The sequence below is a fragment of the uncultured Mesonia sp. genome, assembly GCA_947499595.1.
In the GTDB taxonomy this organism is placed as follows: Bacteria; Bacteroidota; Bacteroidia; order Flavobacteriales; family Flavobacteriaceae; genus Mesonia; species Mesonia sediminis.
The window spans coordinates 1-16,580 of sequence record CANMOY010000012.1 but is presented as its reverse complement, the minus strand read 5'-3'; the positions used below and the strand labels follow the sequence as shown (position 1 = coordinate 16,580).

Annotated in this window: 11 protein-coding genes; 5 read left to right on the top strand and 6 right to left on the bottom strand. The window is 34.8% G+C overall.

Going from position 1 to position 16,580, the window contains the following annotated elements; all coding sequences use genetic code 11:
* Positions 1-81 precede the first annotated feature (81 nt).
* The 4 genes from ACH2AZ_RS11600 (at position 82) to ACH2AZ_RS11585 (ending at position 4,548) form a co-directional block, all read left to right on the top strand.
* Positions 82-405 carry a septum formation initiator family protein gene (locus tag ACH2AZ_RS11600; protein WP_394907976.1) on the top strand — a complete coding sequence of 108 codons (324 nt, stop codon included), beginning with the start codon at positions 82-84 and terminating at the stop codon, positions 403-405.
* Complete coding sequence (locus ACH2AZ_RS11595; RefSeq protein ID WP_394907975.1) at positions 392-1,774, top strand: methylmalonyl-CoA mutase subunit beta; 1,383 nt, start codon at positions 392-394, stop codon at positions 1,772-1,774. The genes ACH2AZ_RS11600 and ACH2AZ_RS11595 overlap by 14 nt, the downstream gene beginning before the upstream one ends.
* A 16-nt stretch (positions 1,775-1,790) precedes the next feature.
* Positions 1,791-3,917, top strand: a complete 2,127-nt coding sequence (gene scpA / locus ACH2AZ_RS11590; RefSeq protein ID WP_394907974.1) for a methylmalonyl-CoA mutase — start codon at positions 1,791-1,793, stop codon at positions 3,915-3,917.
* 196 nt (positions 3,918-4,113) lie between these two features.
* Positions 4,114-4,548, top strand: a complete 435-nt coding sequence (locus tag ACH2AZ_RS11585) for a YciI family protein (protein WP_394907973.1) — start codon at positions 4,114-4,116, stop codon at positions 4,546-4,548.
* A 67-nt stretch (positions 4,549-4,615) separates the two neighbouring features.
* Here the strand turns inward: ACH2AZ_RS11585 and ACH2AZ_RS11580 are convergent, their stop codons facing one another.
* From ACH2AZ_RS11580 to ACH2AZ_RS11570, 3 genes are all read right to left on the bottom strand, one after another.
* The gene (locus ACH2AZ_RS11580) at positions 4,616-8,305 is read right to left on the bottom strand and encodes a T9SS type A sorting domain-containing protein (protein WP_394907972.1); all 3,690 of its coding nucleotides are present in this window, start codon (positions 8,303-8,305) and stop codon (positions 4,616-4,618) included.
* A gap of 194 nt (positions 8,306-8,499) precedes the next feature.
* On the bottom strand, positions 8,500-9,417 hold the full coding sequence (locus ACH2AZ_RS11575; protein WP_394907971.1) for a T9SS type A sorting domain-containing protein: 918 nt from the start codon (positions 9,415-9,417) through the stop codon (positions 8,500-8,502).
* 628 nt (positions 9,418-10,045) lie between these two features.
* Positions 10,046-10,798 carry an NYN domain-containing protein gene (locus ACH2AZ_RS11570; protein WP_394907970.1) on the bottom strand — a complete coding sequence of 251 codons (753 nt, stop codon included), beginning with the start codon at positions 10,796-10,798 and terminating at the stop codon, positions 10,046-10,048.
* A gap of 246 nt (positions 10,799-11,044) precedes the next feature.
* Between ACH2AZ_RS11570 and ACH2AZ_RS11565 the strand changes: the two genes are divergently transcribed.
* Entirely contained in the window at positions 11,045-12,145 is a 1,101-nt protein-coding gene (locus tag ACH2AZ_RS11565) for a transporter substrate-binding domain-containing protein (protein WP_394907969.1), read from the top strand.
* 477 nt (positions 12,146-12,622) lie between these two features.
* Here ACH2AZ_RS11565 and ACH2AZ_RS11560 read toward each other — a convergent pair whose 3' ends face one another.
* The 3 genes from ACH2AZ_RS11560 to ACH2AZ_RS11550 form a co-directional block, all read right to left on the bottom strand.
* Complete coding sequence (locus ACH2AZ_RS11560) at positions 12,623-13,246, bottom strand: hypothetical protein (protein WP_394907968.1); 624 nt, start codon at positions 13,244-13,246, stop codon at positions 12,623-12,625.
* 1,050 nt (positions 13,247-14,296) lie between these two features.
* Positions 14,297-14,926, bottom strand: a complete 630-nt coding sequence (locus ACH2AZ_RS11555) for a hypothetical protein (protein WP_394907967.1) — start codon at positions 14,924-14,926, stop codon at positions 14,297-14,299.
* Positions 14,927-15,786: 860 nt separating this feature from the next.
* The gene (locus ACH2AZ_RS11550) at positions 15,787-16,497 is read right to left on the bottom strand and encodes a hypothetical protein (protein ID WP_394907966.1); all 711 of its coding nucleotides are present in this window, start codon (positions 16,495-16,497) and stop codon (positions 15,787-15,789) included.
* Positions 16,498-16,580: the final 83 nt, after the last annotated feature.

Sequence of the window (16,580 nt, the reverse complement as noted above, 5' to 3'; positions counted from 1 at the left end):
CTTACTCAATTCTGTTGGTAAGGATTTTTTTTCAAAATCATTACCCTAACTCAGCAATCGAATATTTTGTATCTTCGTACTATGCGATTAAAAGCCTTATTTCAAAATCCTTGGTTTAAATTCTTGAGTAATAAATATGTGCTCCTGCTTTTGCTATTCGGGATCTGGATGCTTTTTTTAGACAGCAATTCTTGGTTGGTTCATCAGGAACTAAATCAAGAAATTCACGAATTAGAAGAGAACAAGGCTTTTTATGTAGAAGAAATTAAAAAAGACACCAGCATTTTAAGGAAACTCGCTAAGCCAGAGGAGTTAGAGCGTTTCGCACGCGAAACTTATTTTATGAAAAAAGAAAATGAAGAGGTGTATATCATAGAATATAAAACAAAAAATGAGCAAGAATAATACAACGCTTTTAGCGGATTTTAACTCGGTTTCTGCAAAAGAGTGGAAAACAAAAATACAAGCCGATCTTAAAGGGGAAGATTATAACAACTTAATTTTTCAAGATAGAAACGGAATTGATATAAAACCATTTTATCACCAAGAAGAGACTGAAATTGGCTATATGCCAAAATCTCCAAAAAATTGGTTAATTACAGAGTCTTTCGAAATTAGTGCAAATACAAATATAGATGATGTTCTTGAAGTTCTAGAAAAGGGAACACAAGCACTTTGGCTCAAGTTTAAACAAAATAGCCCTAACCCTATCGCTTTTGTCGAGGCTCTTTACTCTAAAAACATTCCGGTTTATCTAGATTTTGAATATCAAAAGGAAGAAGAAATTAATACTTTAATAGAGTTCCTATCCGGCAAGAATCACCAGTTTTCTATAGGGATAGACTGTATCGGTCATTTAGCTAGCACAGGAAATTGGCATCAAAACCTAAGAAAAGATTTTGAAGATTTTAACTGGTTGATTAAGGCGCAAGGTACTTTCCCCATATTCTTAAGTATTCGTACAGAAATCTATGAAAATGCCGGGGCCAATCATATACAACAGGTTGCTTATGCGATGGCTCACGTAAATGAATACTTAAATCATTTAAGTGTTCATTTTCCAGAAAAATCGAAAAATTTTAAACCCCTATTCCATGTAAGCATAGGTGGAAATTATTTTGCAGAAATCGCCAAATTAAAGGCTTTACGAATCATATACAGCGAGATTGCCGAAGCCTACGAAATACCGCAAGACATAGAAATCTTAGCATTCCCTAGTTTAAGAAATAAAACTTTATATGATTATAATGTAAATATGTTGCGCACCACAACAGAAGGCATGAGTGCTATCTTAGGTGGTGCAAATTGGGTAGCAAATACGGCCTATGACTCCGTTTTTCACCACGATAACAATTTTGGCCGACGTATTGCTCGTAACCAGTTGCTGGTTTTAAAAAATGAAAGTTATTTTGATAAAGTGAGTAATCCTGCAGATGGAAGTTATTACTTAGAAAGCCTAACCCAGCAAATATCCGAAAAAGCGTTAAGTATTTTTAAATCTATAGAACAAGCTGGTGGTTTTATAACTGCTTTAACGGATGGAACTATACAACGTAAAATAGAAGAGGTTGCACAAGAAGAATTAAAATCTTTTGAACAAAAAGAAAAAATACTAGTGGGAACAAACAAGTATTTGAATCTTGATGATAAAATGAAGAATGAACTTGAAAAAACACCTTTTCTAGAGAAATTTCCTCGCAAAACCTTAATCAAACCGATTATTCAAAAACGCCTTGCCGAAGGAATAGAAAATGAGCGTTTAACTAACGAATAAAGCAGCCATCAAGATTATGAAAAGAAAAGATTTACAACATATTCAAATTAAAAAGCAATCGGTAAAAACCCCAAATACAACCGAAACTTTTCTCACAGCCGAAAAAATAAAAATTAAAAAAGTATACAGTCCACAAGATATTGCCAGTTTTAAGCACCTCAACTATGCAGCAGGAATACCGCCTTATCTAAGAGGTCCTTACAGTACGATGTATGTAAAAAGGCCGTGGACCATTAGACAATACGCAGGATTTTCAACTGCCGAAGAAAGTAACGCCTTTTATAGACGTAACCTAGCGGCTGGTCAAAAAGGACTATCGGTTGCCTTCGATTTACCCACTCACCGAGGCTATGACTCCGATCACGACCGCGTGGTTGGAGATGTAGGAAAAGCTGGTGTTGCCATTGATTCGGTCGAAGACATGAAAATACTCTTCGACCAGATTCCATTAGATAAAATGTCGGTTTCAATGACCATGAATGGTGCCGTACTGCCTATCATGGCTTTCTATATTGTCGCTGCAGAAGAACAAGGCGTAGCACCTGAGCAATTAGCAGGTACCATTCAAAATGATATTTTAAAAGAATTTATGGTGCGTAATACCTATATATATCCACCTAGTCCTTCAATGAAAATCATTGCCGATATTTTCGAATACACCTCGCAAAATATGCCTCGTTTTAACAGTATTAGTATATCTGGTTACCACATGCAAGAAGCAGGTGCTACTTGTGATATCGAGTTGGCTTATACCCTAGCCGATGGTCTTGAATATATCCGTAAAGGATTAGAAGCAGGAATGGATATTGATAGTTTTGCTCCGCGTTTATCCTTTTTCTGGGCGATAGGTATGAACCATTTTATGGAAATAGCCAAAATGAGAGCAGCTAGAATGCTATGGGCAAAACTTGTAAAACAATTTAACCCTAAAAATCCAAAATCGCTGTCTCTACGTACACACTGCCAAACTAGCGGATGGTCGCTTACTGAGCAAGACCCCTTTAATAATGTGGCGAGAACCTGTATTGAAGCTGCCGCAGCAGCCTTTGGCGGTACTCAAAGTTTGCATACCAATGCACTAGACGAAGCCATTGCGCTACCAACCGATTTTTCGGCACGCATCGCCCGTAACACACAATTATATCTACAAGAAGAAACTCAAATCACCAAAACAGTAGATCCTTGGGCAGGAAGCTATTATGTAGAAAGCCTAACAAATGACATCGCCCATAAAGCTTGGGAACTCATTCAAGAAGTAGAAGAATTGGGAGGAATGACCAAAGCCATTGAAAAAGGTATTCCTAAAATGCGTATTGAAGAGGCTGCTGCACGTAAACAGGCTAGAATTGATAGCGGGCAAGATATTATTGTAGGCACCAATCAATACCGACTAGAACAAGAAGACCCAATTGTAACCCTCGAGGTAGACAACCAAAGTGTGCGTAAACAACAAATCAAACGCCTAGAATCATTACGCGAAAATCGTAATGAAAATAAAGTACAAGAGAGTTTAGAAAAATTAACTCAAGCCGCAAAAACGGGCAAAGAAAATTTACTGGCCCTAGCGGTAGATGCAGCAAGAAACAGAGCTAGCATTGGCGAAATTAGTCTAGCACTCGAAAAAATTTACGGAAGACATAAAGCACAAATAAAATCATTTAGCGGCGTGTACAGCAAAGAAATAAAAGACGACGAGAGCTTTAAGAAAGCGAGAGAAATGGCCAATCAATTCGCTACACTTGAAGGTAGAAGACCTAGAATTATGATCGCCAAAATGGGGCAAGATGGGCATGACCGAGGCGCAAAAGTAGTAGCCACAGGATACGCCGATGTAGGATTTGATGTAGACATCGGTCCTCTTTTTCAAACCCCGCAAGAAGCAGCAAAGCAAGCCGTAGAAAATGATGTGCACGTTTTGGGTGTGTCGTCTTTGGCGGCCGGACATAAAACTCTGGTTCCTCAAGTTATCGAAGAGTTAAAGGTCTTGGGACGAGAAGATATTATGGTTATTGTTGGTGGGGTGATCCCTTCTGCCGATTATGAATATTTATTCAATGCTGGTGCCGTTGCCGTTTTTGGACCTGGAACAAAAATTAGCGATGCAGCTATTCAGATACTAGAAATTCTTATCGATGAAGAGTAAAATTAGTTTGGTCATCCTTTTTAGGGCGTTACCCTAAAGGGTCGGGCTTTTGTTACAATCTTTGAGGTGTAAAGACACCTCAAAGTATTTTCACGACAATCCCTAACGCAAGGCCATAGCATTTCTAATTTTAATTATTTTTTTCAAATCAACGCCTATAAAAACTACTAAGACGCTTGTTTTAACTGTATTTTTAATGTGCTGCCTCCACTCTATTGCACAAGAAAAAATTGCCAATCCCAATTTTGATGATTCTTTAGCCCAAAAGTATGAAGCCGATGATTATGGAATGAGGTCATACTTCTTGGTAATTTTAAAAACCGGTAAAAATAAAAGTCAAAACCAAGAATTATTGGCCAAAAGTATGCGCGGTCATTTAGATAATATTAAACGATTAGTTGAAAACGGCAAGTTGGTGGTAGCTGGCCCATTAGGAACCAATCAAAAGAATTATCGCGGTATTTTCATTTTTCAAGGGGTAGAAAGTCAAGAAAAACTAGAAGCCATCTTAGCTACTGATCAAGCAATTAAAAATAATTTTTTGGCTTATGAGGTTTATCCGTGGTACGGTTCTGCCGCCTTGCCAGCTTACTTACCCGTATCTGATAAAATTTGGAAGAAGAAGCCTTAGTATTTAAAAAACAATCCCAAATACACTCAGCATATTCGGGATTGTTTTTTGCTTTATTGTTCGCTCATCATTTCTTTATAAGTTTCTGAGTAAATATAATATCATCAGCTTGAAGCTGAATATAATAAAATCCGTTTGGTAAACCTTTCAAAGCATGAATTGATTCTTCTCCGCTAAAAGAATCATGTTTTAATTCCTTAATTCGCATACCCAATTGATTATAAATCGAAATCCTTAGGTTTTTACCGATAAGAGATTCGGCCTTGACCTGAAAATAATCCGTAAAGGGATTAGGGTAAACAAGCCAACTAGACTTTTTCAATATCGGGTTAGCTAAGTTTTTTTGCTTGAACAACAAAGCAAACCGATTGGCAGCAATACTCTGCGGTATATTCTCATCGATCGTGAAATCTACTTGATTTGCCCCTTTCGTAAGAGGAGTCTCTTGGTTTAGGTATCGATCTAATAAAAATACACTAACACCAGCAAATGCTGGTAGATCAAAATTAAGTCGGTAATTATTAAATCGGTAATTATTTACAAAGAGGTCTAAAGTGTCACCTATTACTGGCATTTCCCTTCGTTCTATACTTAAGTAATCGTTTTGATTGATTATTGCAATATTCTCATCTAGATTCCCCATTTTAGCAGCATCTGCATCATTCACTTGGTTGGTGTAAGCAGCATCAAAGCGTATAATAAAACTATCGGTTAAGTGCATATTAGAAGCCTCATTGGCATACAATTGACCGATTAAAGCCAAATCTTGCGGCTTATTCGATCTAAAAACCTGTGTGAAACTTTGCTTTACTTTATCTGTTTGATTAAAAATTATTTTAGGATTTGCTCCTCCGGTACGCACAAAAAATGCTTGATTTACCTGAATAATAGCATTTGCTTCTGAGCCGTCTGAATTGGTACCCGAAGGTAAATCTACCACAACAAAACCACCCCGTACATTTTTATTAGGATCCCAAATATAATATTGGTTCGGATTAATGTCTACAGATCGCGAAAGAACCTGATTTAAGTCAACTTGTGCTTGATAAGGATTACCGACAAAATTAAACGCCCCCGGTGTTGCGTTTAACTCACTGCTAGGCACTTCAAAATTGCCAGCTTGAGTCAAATTACCACGCATACGCAGGCGCGTGGTGTCTGGCTGACTTGCGTTTTGGGTCACATTTATGTCTCGACTACCACGTACCATTAAACGATAAGGAGTTCCTGCTTGCAAAGAAGTATTCAAAGTGCTGCTAACAGCAAACCACTGTTGGTTCGCATTATCAAAGCGCCATAAAGAAGGGTTACCCGAAGGCGTGGCATCAAAACCGTTTTGACCAGTAGTTGAACCCGTAATATGTGTGCCGTAACCTGGATTAGGATTTAAAAAATTGGAATAATCTGTGTTGTTTGCCCCTTCTTGCCATTGTTCGTGAATAGTTCTAGCGCTGGTTACCGAACTACTTAACAATCTGTACGCTCTCTTTGGAGGGATAATTCTTTCTACCTCAACTTCTCCCTGTATATTCATAGTATTTGGAATGGGTCCTAAAGTACCCATTTGGGCGGGGCTTTTGCTTCCAAAAATTAATTCACCGTCTATTTGCATTTTGTTACCGCTCAATTGTAAATAATGGTGATTGATTAGTTTTTTATTTGGAGCAATAAATAGGTTCTTACCACTAAAATCATTTTTACTCATCCAATCATCACCAATAAGTATATCTTTAGTAGTGGTAACATCTGGCCTCAATTGATTTACCCACTCATCGTTCATGAACAACAAGTAGTCTAACTCGCCAGGATTTGCTTGTGCACTATCGGTGTCAATAAATTCGTTGGTAAGTATATTTTGGTAATTTCGCCTATCTTCTACTGCAACGTTGTTTTGCGTATCATCTAATAAGGTGCCATCTGCGGTATTCACTGTACCGCCAATAAACATTCGCCACCTTCTTGCTGTACCTGTTCCAAAATACATAATTTGACTACCAGCAATAAACTGAGTATTGGTATTGATTACCCCAAATTCCAGTTCAAAGGCTCCTTGTGTGGCTCCGCGTGAAATTAGCAAAAAACCATTTGGATGAATGTACGTATCAGCATTAGATCCTGCCACCAAGTCGCCAATTCGCCAAACGTCGTTATTGTCCATTACCAATTTTACATCCTTCATTTCAACAATTTGGTCTGAGGCATTAAAAATCTCGATAAATTCATTTTGATAATTATTCGCATCGCTTATTTCGGTTATGTAGACCGTTCCAGGAGTAGGAGCAACCGCAGCAGTAAATACAAAAAAGCTCAAGCTATTTTGCACGGGAAACATACCATCGTCAACGCTTAATTGTAATCCTGTACCACTTTGAGTATGCGATATATTGGCAAATGATACCATCCCATTTACCGCGGTTTCGGTAACAGGACTACCTGCTAAACTACCTGTTGAGGTGAGGTTAACACTGAGGTTATAATCGGTGTCTATATTTCCGTTGGCATCGGTAGCAATGACCTGCACAGGTGGACTCATAACTTGATTTACAAAAACATCACTAGGCTGTTGCATAAAGCGTAATTCGCTGGCATGGACCTCAATACTAAAAACATTACTCGTAATGTCTCCCAGCAATAGTGAATCTGAAAAAGTAGAACCATTGTTTGCGGCTGCAAATCCGTGATTTGTCGCTGGAATCTTAAATTGAAGATCGGCTCCGTCTACTATGTTATGTTCTTTCAAGTAAACACCCATCAAAAATTCTAAAGACGCACCATCACCTATGCTAATAGGCGGATTAAATTCTAAAATGATTTCTTGATTGCTAACATTGATTTGATTAATAGCATAGGAGTTTAAATTCTCATCGATCAAAGTAAAATCTGCTAGATGGTCTTCCCACAAAGCCGTATTGCCAGCAGCGGGCACAAAGCGCAATTGATTTACATAAGTAGGTAAATTATCGCCACTGCCTTGATCTTCTATAATAAATCCGAAAACCTCCTCTGCATTACCAGAAAGTGTAGCGTCTAAAGCATCGATATTAGTTCCTGTTACCTGACTTATGGGGGAGTAAATTTCTGTAGTGGCATCACCATTAATAGTGGGGGTACCGTATATTTCTATATGATCTATAGCGATATCTTCATCTCCACTGTCTAAATTGAATTCAATTTTTAAGTTTAAGGATTGTCCTGTGGTAGGAATACTTTCCACAAATTGTTGAAAACTAGGACTCAACGCAATGCCATCTCCTACCCCATCGAAATTGGTATCTATGGCTGGTTCTGTATTTGTACTACCCCCTCTAGACTCTATATGCAGTAAAGGAGTATAGCTACCGCTATTATCAACCTCATAAGATATATGCACATAATCAGACGAGTCCCAATCTTCATCGCCGTCAGTAGCATCCTCTTCTGCCAAGTAAACTCGAAATTCTAAATTGGTATAGTAGGCGATATTGATATTTGAAAGCATTAAGCTTTGTTGAGCCGAAGCTCCCTCTCCATCAATATCTTGCGCGGCAAAAAAAAAATTACCTAACTTACCTAAATAGCTCGGGTTTATATTTGTACCGTCAGTGCGGATAAAATAATCTTCACTATTATCTGTAAACTCGGGGATACTGGTGCTATACCCCGCATTGGTTTCAAAATCTTGCAGATAAATCTGATTTTGGGCTTTTACCGAAAATGTTAAAATAAAAAAGAAAACAATAGAAAAATAGGTCGGATAACCACTGAATGAAGCAAACATAATATGAAATATTTAAGAAACTAAAAATATACAAATTATTTTGCTTAAATGTTAATTCAATTTGAACAAAACGCTACAAAACATTAATCTATTCAATTATAAAACCTAAAAATTTAAACGAATAGTAAACTAACTAAGTGATATAAAAAACCCCAAATCATAAAAACAATTTGAGGTGTATTGGTGTTAAGTGTTTATTTTTTAATGATTTTTTTACTGATAGAACCTCTATTGGTATTGATTTTTACAAAATAAGTTCCCTGAGAAAGGCTTGAAATATCTACCTCTATTGATTCGTTTGAATGTAGGATTTGTTTACCTGATAAATCAAAAATTTCAAGCGTTCTAATCGCTATACCTTTGGGCGTTTGAATTTTTAATTCGTTCACCGCAGGATTTGGATATAGTTTTACCTCGACTAACTCTATTTGATCTACAGAAAGACTTCCATTATAATAGGTCATATTATCGTAGTAAGCATCCTCTCCATAATTATTATGCAACATATTAAAACCTTCAATATCTAATTGAGAAAAATTATTGGCGGTGTAAATTAAAGTATTATCTAAATAGTACTTTACTGCAGAAGCACTTACTTCTATACGAACATTTACCCAGCTTTGAGGAACCCAGCTAGCAGAAGTATAATCTGAAGAATAATTTTCATCGATTATAATATACACCATTCCACGATTTTCCATACCTATTCCTGCCACAGGTACAAAGGTATCATTCGCATCAATTCCGTAAAGGGTGAATTCAAAATCTGAGCCTAAAGTATCGGTGATGAAGATATCATAAGAAAATGTAAAATCTTGAAATGATTTAGGGCTATTAAAGGTCTTCGCCGCACCAAAAATAGGTAGCCATTGCGAGTTAAAACCTGAATCATAGGCATTTTTAAAAGAATAACTCCCTTGGCTTGCTTGTTCGTCAGAAATTATCTGGCTTTGCAAAACCCCGTTGCTGCCCTCAGAAACTTCCCAGGCATTTTGACCATGTAAGTTCCCCAATTGAAATCCTTCTGCGGTTTCAAAAGAAATGTTTGTTTGCTGAGCAAACAAGTTTAACGTTGCTACGAATAGTAACACACTTAAGTAATTTTTTTTCATATCTATTATTTTAAGAACCGACGAAAATAGAACTTAATATTGGACTAAAAAGTTAATAAAAGTTTAATTAACATCTGAAAACCCCTACAAACACTAGCCTAACCAAAATTTAATTTTGTGTTTCTTATTATATTTTTTTAGAATTTATTCTGAAACCTATTTTTTTAAGAGGTTTTTCATGGTTATGGGTAAAAAAATGGAAATTTAAAATATGAACTTAAAAGGAATTGAAATACCTCTTTAAGGTAAATTGGATTTGTAGCATCTCATTACAAACACACGGTAACAATAAAATTTTATAGATTTATTCTCATCAGGGCAGATTCGATGGGTCAAATATGTCTTTCAATTTAGAAAGTGTTGAACACGCTTTTTGTGCTTTTAACTAAAATATGCCGCACAAATTTAAAAGTTAAACTCTGGATAAGTGTAGAAATTTTCAAAAATTGTTATGTCCAAAAACTGGTTTTAGATTTGATGAGAATCAAAACCTCAGCTAAAACCTTCGAAGAATAGGTCAAACAGAAAGTAAAGTTGGTTTTTCAAGCGATTAACATTTAAGAGAAGGCAGTAGTTAAAAACTTATTGCACTTTAATCACGCTATTATCTGTAATAAATAATTGTAATTTACCGGCTGTTTTTCCTTTTGTGTATTTTATTTTTAACGTAAATTAATTTGTGTCTGCTTTTTGACGTTTCACGTTGTTCTATTTCAAATTGCTGAGTGGCTTTTATTAAAGGAGTCAGTTTTTCAAAGCCATAATTTCGGGAATCAAAGTTTGGTCTTTTTTTCTGGATTAATCCGCCTACGTCACCCAAAAAAGCCCAACCATCATCGTCAGACAAATCGTTTATAGTAGATCTAATTAAACTGATTTCCTTTTCGGTTATTTTATCTACATTTTCTTCCGATTCGCCCTTATCGGCCGACTTATTTTGACTTTGATTTTTAAGAATTTCGATATAAATGAACTTATCACAAGCCACAATAAACGGATTGGGCGTCTTTTTTTCTCCTATTCCTATCACTTGCATTCCTGCCTCCCTTAAACGAGTAGCCAAACGGGTAAAATCGCTATCGCTAGAAACCAAACAAAACCCATCCACCTTCTCACTATATAAAATATCCATCGCATCGATTATCATAGCCGAGTCGGTTGCATTTTTACCCGTGGTATACCCATATTGTTGTATGGGGGTAATGGCATTTTCTAGCAACAAACTTTTCCAACGATTCAACCCTGGGCGCGTCCAATCACCATAAATCCGTTTGATTGTAGGGTTGCCGTATTTAGCAATTTCTTCCATCATTTCTTTTACGGGAGAAGAAGGAATATTATCACCATCTATTAATACGGCTAAGTTTATATTTTGACTCATAAGTTTTTTTACATTTATAAAACGTCATGCGCTACCGCTGGCGTTACAAGCTGAAAGTTACAGTTTTTGGAGGTAAATCCAAAACCAACTTTTGCGTTTTAGTTAATTTTAAAGGAACAATGATTTGTACAAAATTTTATTCGCAATTAGCATTATACTTCCTAAAAAATCAAGAAATACTGCGCCTTAGGATTTAACCTTTAAATCTTAAATTTATTCTAACTTTGTTAATTGTAAATTTTATTTATGAAAAAAATACTTGAAAATTACTTTTTAAGCATCTTACTTTTATTACTGGCAACACTTAGCGTGTCTGCACAAATAAAGGAAATAGATACCAATCAAACCCCCAATTCTCTTCGCGTAGGAATTGCGGGGAGTCAGCCTTTTGTTTTTAATAATGAAGACCAAGATGGAATTGCTTTAGAAATTTGGGATCGAATTGCGAACAAACAAGAATGGGATTACGAATTAAAGAGTTTTTCGTCTATAGAAAAAGGACTCCAGCAGCTAAATAGCAACCAAATAGATATGCTTATCGGCCCTGTAAGTATTACCTCAAAACGAGTAAAGGGTTACAAATTTACACAACCTTTTTATCAATCTAGTTTAGGTATTGCTTCTCGAAAAGACGAAAACGGGCTTTGGCAGCGAATCAAGCCTTTTTTTAGCATAGAGCTTCTTTTAGCTGTAAGCGGATTTTTACTCATATTAGCGGTAGTAGGTACGTTACTATGGTTAGCAGAGCGTCACGAATCACCAGATCAATTTCCTAAAGATCCTGTAAAAGGAATCGGAAACGGTATGTGGCTTGCTATTGTAACTATGAGTACTACCGGTTATGGCGATATGGCGCCTATTACTTTAAAAGGGAGAGTCATTGCTGGTATATGGATGGTCATTACATTAATTTTTGCTGGATCAATGATTGCGGGTATCGCAAGCACATTAACTTTAAGTGGATTAGGTACCTCTACAATCGATAAAATTGAAGAAATTTCAGGAAAAAATACGGCCACAATTACCGGTTCACCCGCAATAGCATTTATAAAAGAACACAAGGCTAAAGTTACACAAGTAAGTAGTTTACCTGAAGCTATGCAACTGCTCAAAGACAAAAAAGTAGATGCCGTAGTTTACGACCGCCCACAGCTACTTTATTATCAAGTCAACCACCCCGAGGAAGAGATTTATGTAGCTAAAGCCGAATATTATAAACAAGGATATGGTTTTGCTTTCCCAGAATATACCAATAGACTAAGTACTATAAACTTGAAGCTACTCGAGCTAGCTGAAGAACAGGAAATACAAGAGATAGTTGACCGATACCTTGGTAAGGACGACTAAGTTTTGGTCTTTTTTAAATAGGATTTTGAACAATTATTAAAAAAAACAACTTAAAATTTAGAGATTCATATAATTGGAAAACGACGTGTTTTTCAGACTCAATTATAAGCGTTTATAGTCCTTTTTACATTATCGATATTAATTTAAAGATGCTTATTAATTTTATTCAAAGCTATATTGTGAGAAACTACCTTAAACGCTAAGCAATTGTAACTGACAGCAGGCTTTAGAAGTCATACTTGTTGATAAATTGCATAAAGTGTGCAATGCCCCTAATTTAAACCAATAAAATTCTGGTAATTTTTGTTGCGCTAAAATTATAATTGTCTGTTAATTCATCATTTCAAAAAGCCTCTCCCCCAGCAACATTTTAGACCCATTATAGAAAAAACAAGCATAAAATTGAATGAGCTATTATCATATTCCTGTTGTATAGCACCCCTCCGCAAACGCTTAATCCTTAAAGGGAGAAATTCATTAAATTCTTTTGAGTTCCTTAGCCATTTTCCAAACGGTTTGTTTTCCGAATTCGCTGTAATAAGTAATAAAATTTCCTTCAGGATCTAAAACCACACAACTAGCACAAGGATAATGATATTTAAAAAACATTTTTTCGATGAGTTGATTTTTATCTTTTTTCCATCCTATTTTGTTTTGGTAATAAAAGTTTAAGTTTTCGTCATTTTTGTAAATCCAATGATGACTAACATTGCTAATTCTTTTGAGTCTTTTTAAATAATCTTTATCAAAAATATTCCAAGTAGAATAATTTTTGACATCATTGCATCTGTCTTTCCCAGGGTAATATATGATTACAATTAACCCATCATTTATTTTATTCTCTATAGATAAAGACTTTTTTAGCTTATTAAATTTGTTTTCGTTCAGTTTCCCTATTGATTTCTTTCTTACTAATAAACCTTTCACTAAGGAATCATTTTCAAAATATAAATCGAGAATCCCCTTAGCGGATCTCCCCTCTTTAAACTCATTTTCACTTATTTCTTGATTAAATTCATTAAGATAAACAACTTTCTTCTCCTGTGATAAAAGCTTAAGGCTAGATAGTATGCATATGATGATTAAGTAATACAGTTTCATAGTTCTTTTTTTATGGGTTTTGCTTATGAATATTTGCGTGTTTAGCACCTAATTTAGCAGAAAAATACCAGATAGAAAATCCGCGAGTCTAGACGTTTCAAGATAAGTTAATAAACTCTATCAGTCAGGGAGATATACACGTTAAAGTAAAGGTTTTAATAAAATCATTAAATTAAGATAAATAAAAAGATAAAACAAATAGAAGAAAAAGTTTATTTTGTGAAAGACAATCGTGAAACTTCGGTACCCTCTCCTCTTTTTTCACAGACATATTACAGTTATACTTGGCTTTTAGCCTTCTATTTTTAATCGCATAACTTCGGGTAAATTGTACCGTCAAAAAACATTTTCTTATGCATAAAAATATTAAATATTTTAGAATAGACATCGGTCATTTGGTTTTTGACCTTACAAAATCAGATGGGAAATACAACTAGTATAGAAACACTTTTTCAGGCTTCAAAAAGTGAAAAATTAAAATGCAAGATGAAGCTGTTTTAGACCGTCTCAGTAAAGCAGTCGTAAGTTCTGTCAAACGTAGAATAAAACAAACAAAGGACTTGAGAGATAAACTTTTAATATTGATTTAAATAATACCTCATGAATTGATGACCCTTAGGTAAACCTCACCAAGAATTAAATCGAAAATCGCCCTGATTTTAGTACTTCTAATGCATGGGTTTGAGCAATTTACAAGCGGAAGTGAATTGTATAATTATGCAAGATTAACTAATGTGATTCGTAAGAGTGAAAGCAATTAAAATAAACCTAGTAAATTAAGCTATGTAAGAAATCAAAAACTCTGTAAATTACTATTTATGGCAGTTATAATGCATATTAATATAATAAGGCTTACCTAAACATTTATAAACGTATACTAGCAAAAGGGAAGTGTAAAAAACCAGCTTAGACTGCTGTGAGCTATAGGTGCCTCAAACAGGTTTTTGCTATTGTAAAATCAAAACTAGTATATGAAGATTCTAACAGGAGTAATATAGTTTAAAACTAATAAGTTTTAATTGTTTTTTACCACAATACTTGTTGTAAAACCTATTTATTCATAAGCTTGGTTGCCGTAATTACATAACCACTCGAATGTTCGCCAAAATAACTAATAAAATCGCCATCCTTTGAAATCACCACAAAGCTACTGCAAGGATAATGATGTTTAAAAAATAACCTTTCAATAATACCGTTTGGATCTTTATGATAAATTGAATCATAACCTTTTTGTAAACCACTATGATCCTTATAAATATATATGGGTTTAGTTTGACCTACTTCATAGATAGCATGTTCAAAGACTTTGCGCCAATTTATACGGCTATCATTTTTTGATTTATTTCCACTTGAATTGCAAGGATCTTTACCGGGATAGTACATGATTACCAATGGTTTTTCGGAATCCAATTCTCTGTTTATTGCTTTTTCAAGTGTTGATTCCAACAATGTTCTATTGTTTATTTTCCCATGCCTTTCTCTCAAAGTTAGTTTCTTATGATGAGCAGAATCACCTGGAATATCTAATAACCTATTGGTTTTCCGTATTCGTTCAAACTCAGACTTGCTAATTTCAGTATAGTTTTCGTCAAAGTATTTAGTTTTAACTTTTCTATTCTTGGTGGAAGAACAAGAATAAAAAAATAATCCAATAAGAAAAAGGAGTAGAATTTTTTGCATTTTCCTGAAATAATTTAGTTTTTTTAGTTTTTTTTGGCTGATTAACTACTACTTTTAGATAGTAAGTTCTGTTAAATTTACATTATTTTATCGATATGATCTGTATTTGATCGTTGGATTTTTGTGGACTTCAGCTGGCTTTCTTAAATCCAGGCTAAAATGTGTTCTTAGGTTATTGTAAATATACACTGCTTATGCAGTCATATTCTGCGCTAATTCGGTGTTTTTAATCGTTTGTTTTAGTCCATATTCATATTTAAGGGTTTTGTTAATTCGCATTGCAACTGCGTTTCAAAGGGATCATACTGTTCGGTCATACTCATAACAATATTATTTTTTTCAGCAAATTGGGTGTATTTAGGGTTACAGTATTGAAAACCTCTATCGGAATGATGGATGAGTCTTTCACTTGGAGTACTTTAGCCCTTTATGTAAAAAAGGGAAACTAGTGACCCTCTACGTTTTTACCGCACGTGGGCCACCAGAATATTGGATTGAACGCCTCAAAAAACAAAATTAAATGATAATAAAAAACGATCCTTCAAGACGTAATAGAATGCTACACCCCAAAATCAAGAAAAACCGCATAAAGTGATAGCAATAAACCAATCAATACGCAAAAAGGTGCAATTTATAAGCTTTATGGGTATCCTAAGTCTACCGCTAAGAAAAGACATGTGGCTAATCATCTCTAAAAGAGCAGCACAGCAATAGATTAATCCCCATAATACCAACCGACAAACAGCCGGGTTAGTCAACACGGCGTTCATGTTAGGCTCCCGAAAAAAGAAGTCGGGACAGGCTGTACCGGCCACACAGCTTGCCCCGATTTTTCATTGGGGAACGCTTAGTTATTGCCATTAATTATTTCTTTCAATTATTTTGGATATATATCCTTCAAAAATTCCGACACAAGTTTCATCTTTTATTTCAATTGTTTCATTTCCTAGAGATAAATAGTAGTAAGTTCCAGGTGCACATCTTCTCATTGCTGAATTTAGTAATCTTAATTTCTTTTCGAACATTATTAAATTATCAAGGTCATTTTTATCAAGTTTAATCACTTTTTTTTCTTTGATTTTTTTTCCATTTCGTTCTTCAGTATACTTATATTTTAGGATAGCATCATTTTTATTAGGAATAATTTTAATCTCTGTATCTGTATATACAAAGCAGCTGCCTCCAGACAATTTTAATTTCCAATTTTTATTTTCCTCAAGACTTTTTTCAATAAAGGTCTTAATTTCATAATCTTTCATTTTTTCGACACATAAAAATAGTTTTCGAGTTTTAGGGGTAATCAAAAATGTTGTGTCTTTTTTCTGATTATAAATATTATTATATTCAATTTTGACTTCGTTTGCAGAAGTTTGTAGCCTAAATAAATCAAATTTAGATTTTGTAGTCTGACTAATAACTTTGTGATTAGTCAGTATTTCAAATTTAATTTCTGAAATATCTCTGTCCGATTCTCTATCCTTAATGCAGTTATATGCGATTAATTCAATTGTATTTTGACAAATTGTTGAATTACTGTAAAGAAATATTAGTATTAACAGGATTTTTTTCATAATGTTTGCCAACGGCAGTCAGTCTCAAAACTACCAATTAATGCTCTTAAAAATACTATTTTTCTGATTTTTATGAAATTTAT

Bases quoted from the DNA above. Each gene is read 5' to 3' on its own strand.
- ACH2AZ_RS11600 (WP_394907976.1), top strand. From the start codon at position 82: ATGCGATTAAAAGCCTTATTTCAAAATCCTTGGTTTAAATTCTTGAGT.
- ACH2AZ_RS11595 (WP_394907975.1), top strand. From the start codon at position 392: ATGAGCAAGAATAATACAACGCTTTTAGCGGATTTTAACTCGGTTTCT.
- scpA (WP_394907974.1), top strand. From the start codon at position 1,791: ATGAAAAGAAAAGATTTACAACATATTCAAATTAAAAAGCAATCGGTA.
- ACH2AZ_RS11585 (WP_394907973.1), top strand. From the start codon at position 4,114: ATGTGCTGCCTCCACTCTATTGCACAAGAAAAAATTGCCAATCCCAAT.
- ACH2AZ_RS11580 (WP_394907972.1), bottom strand. From the start codon at position 8,305: ATGTTTGCTTCATTCAGTGGTTATCCGACCTATTTTTCTATTGTTTTC.
- ACH2AZ_RS11575 (WP_394907971.1), bottom strand. From the start codon at position 9,417: ATGAAAAAAAATTACTTAAGTGTGTTACTATTCGTAGCAACGTTAAAC.
- ACH2AZ_RS11570 (WP_394907970.1), bottom strand. From the start codon at position 10,798: ATGAGTCAAAATATAAACTTAGCCGTATTAATAGATGGTGATAATATT.
- ACH2AZ_RS11565 (WP_394907969.1), top strand. From the start codon at position 11,045: ATGAAAAAAATACTTGAAAATTACTTTTTAAGCATCTTACTTTTATTA.
- ACH2AZ_RS11560 (WP_394907968.1), bottom strand. From the start codon at position 13,246: ATGAAACTGTATTACTTAATCATCATATGCATACTATCTAGCCTTAAG.
- ACH2AZ_RS11555 (WP_394907967.1), bottom strand. From the start codon at position 14,926: ATGCAAAAAATTCTACTCCTTTTTCTTATTGGATTATTTTTTTATTCT.
- ACH2AZ_RS11550 (WP_394907966.1), bottom strand. From the start codon at position 16,497: ATGAAAAAAATCCTGTTAATACTAATATTTCTTTACAGTAATTCAACA.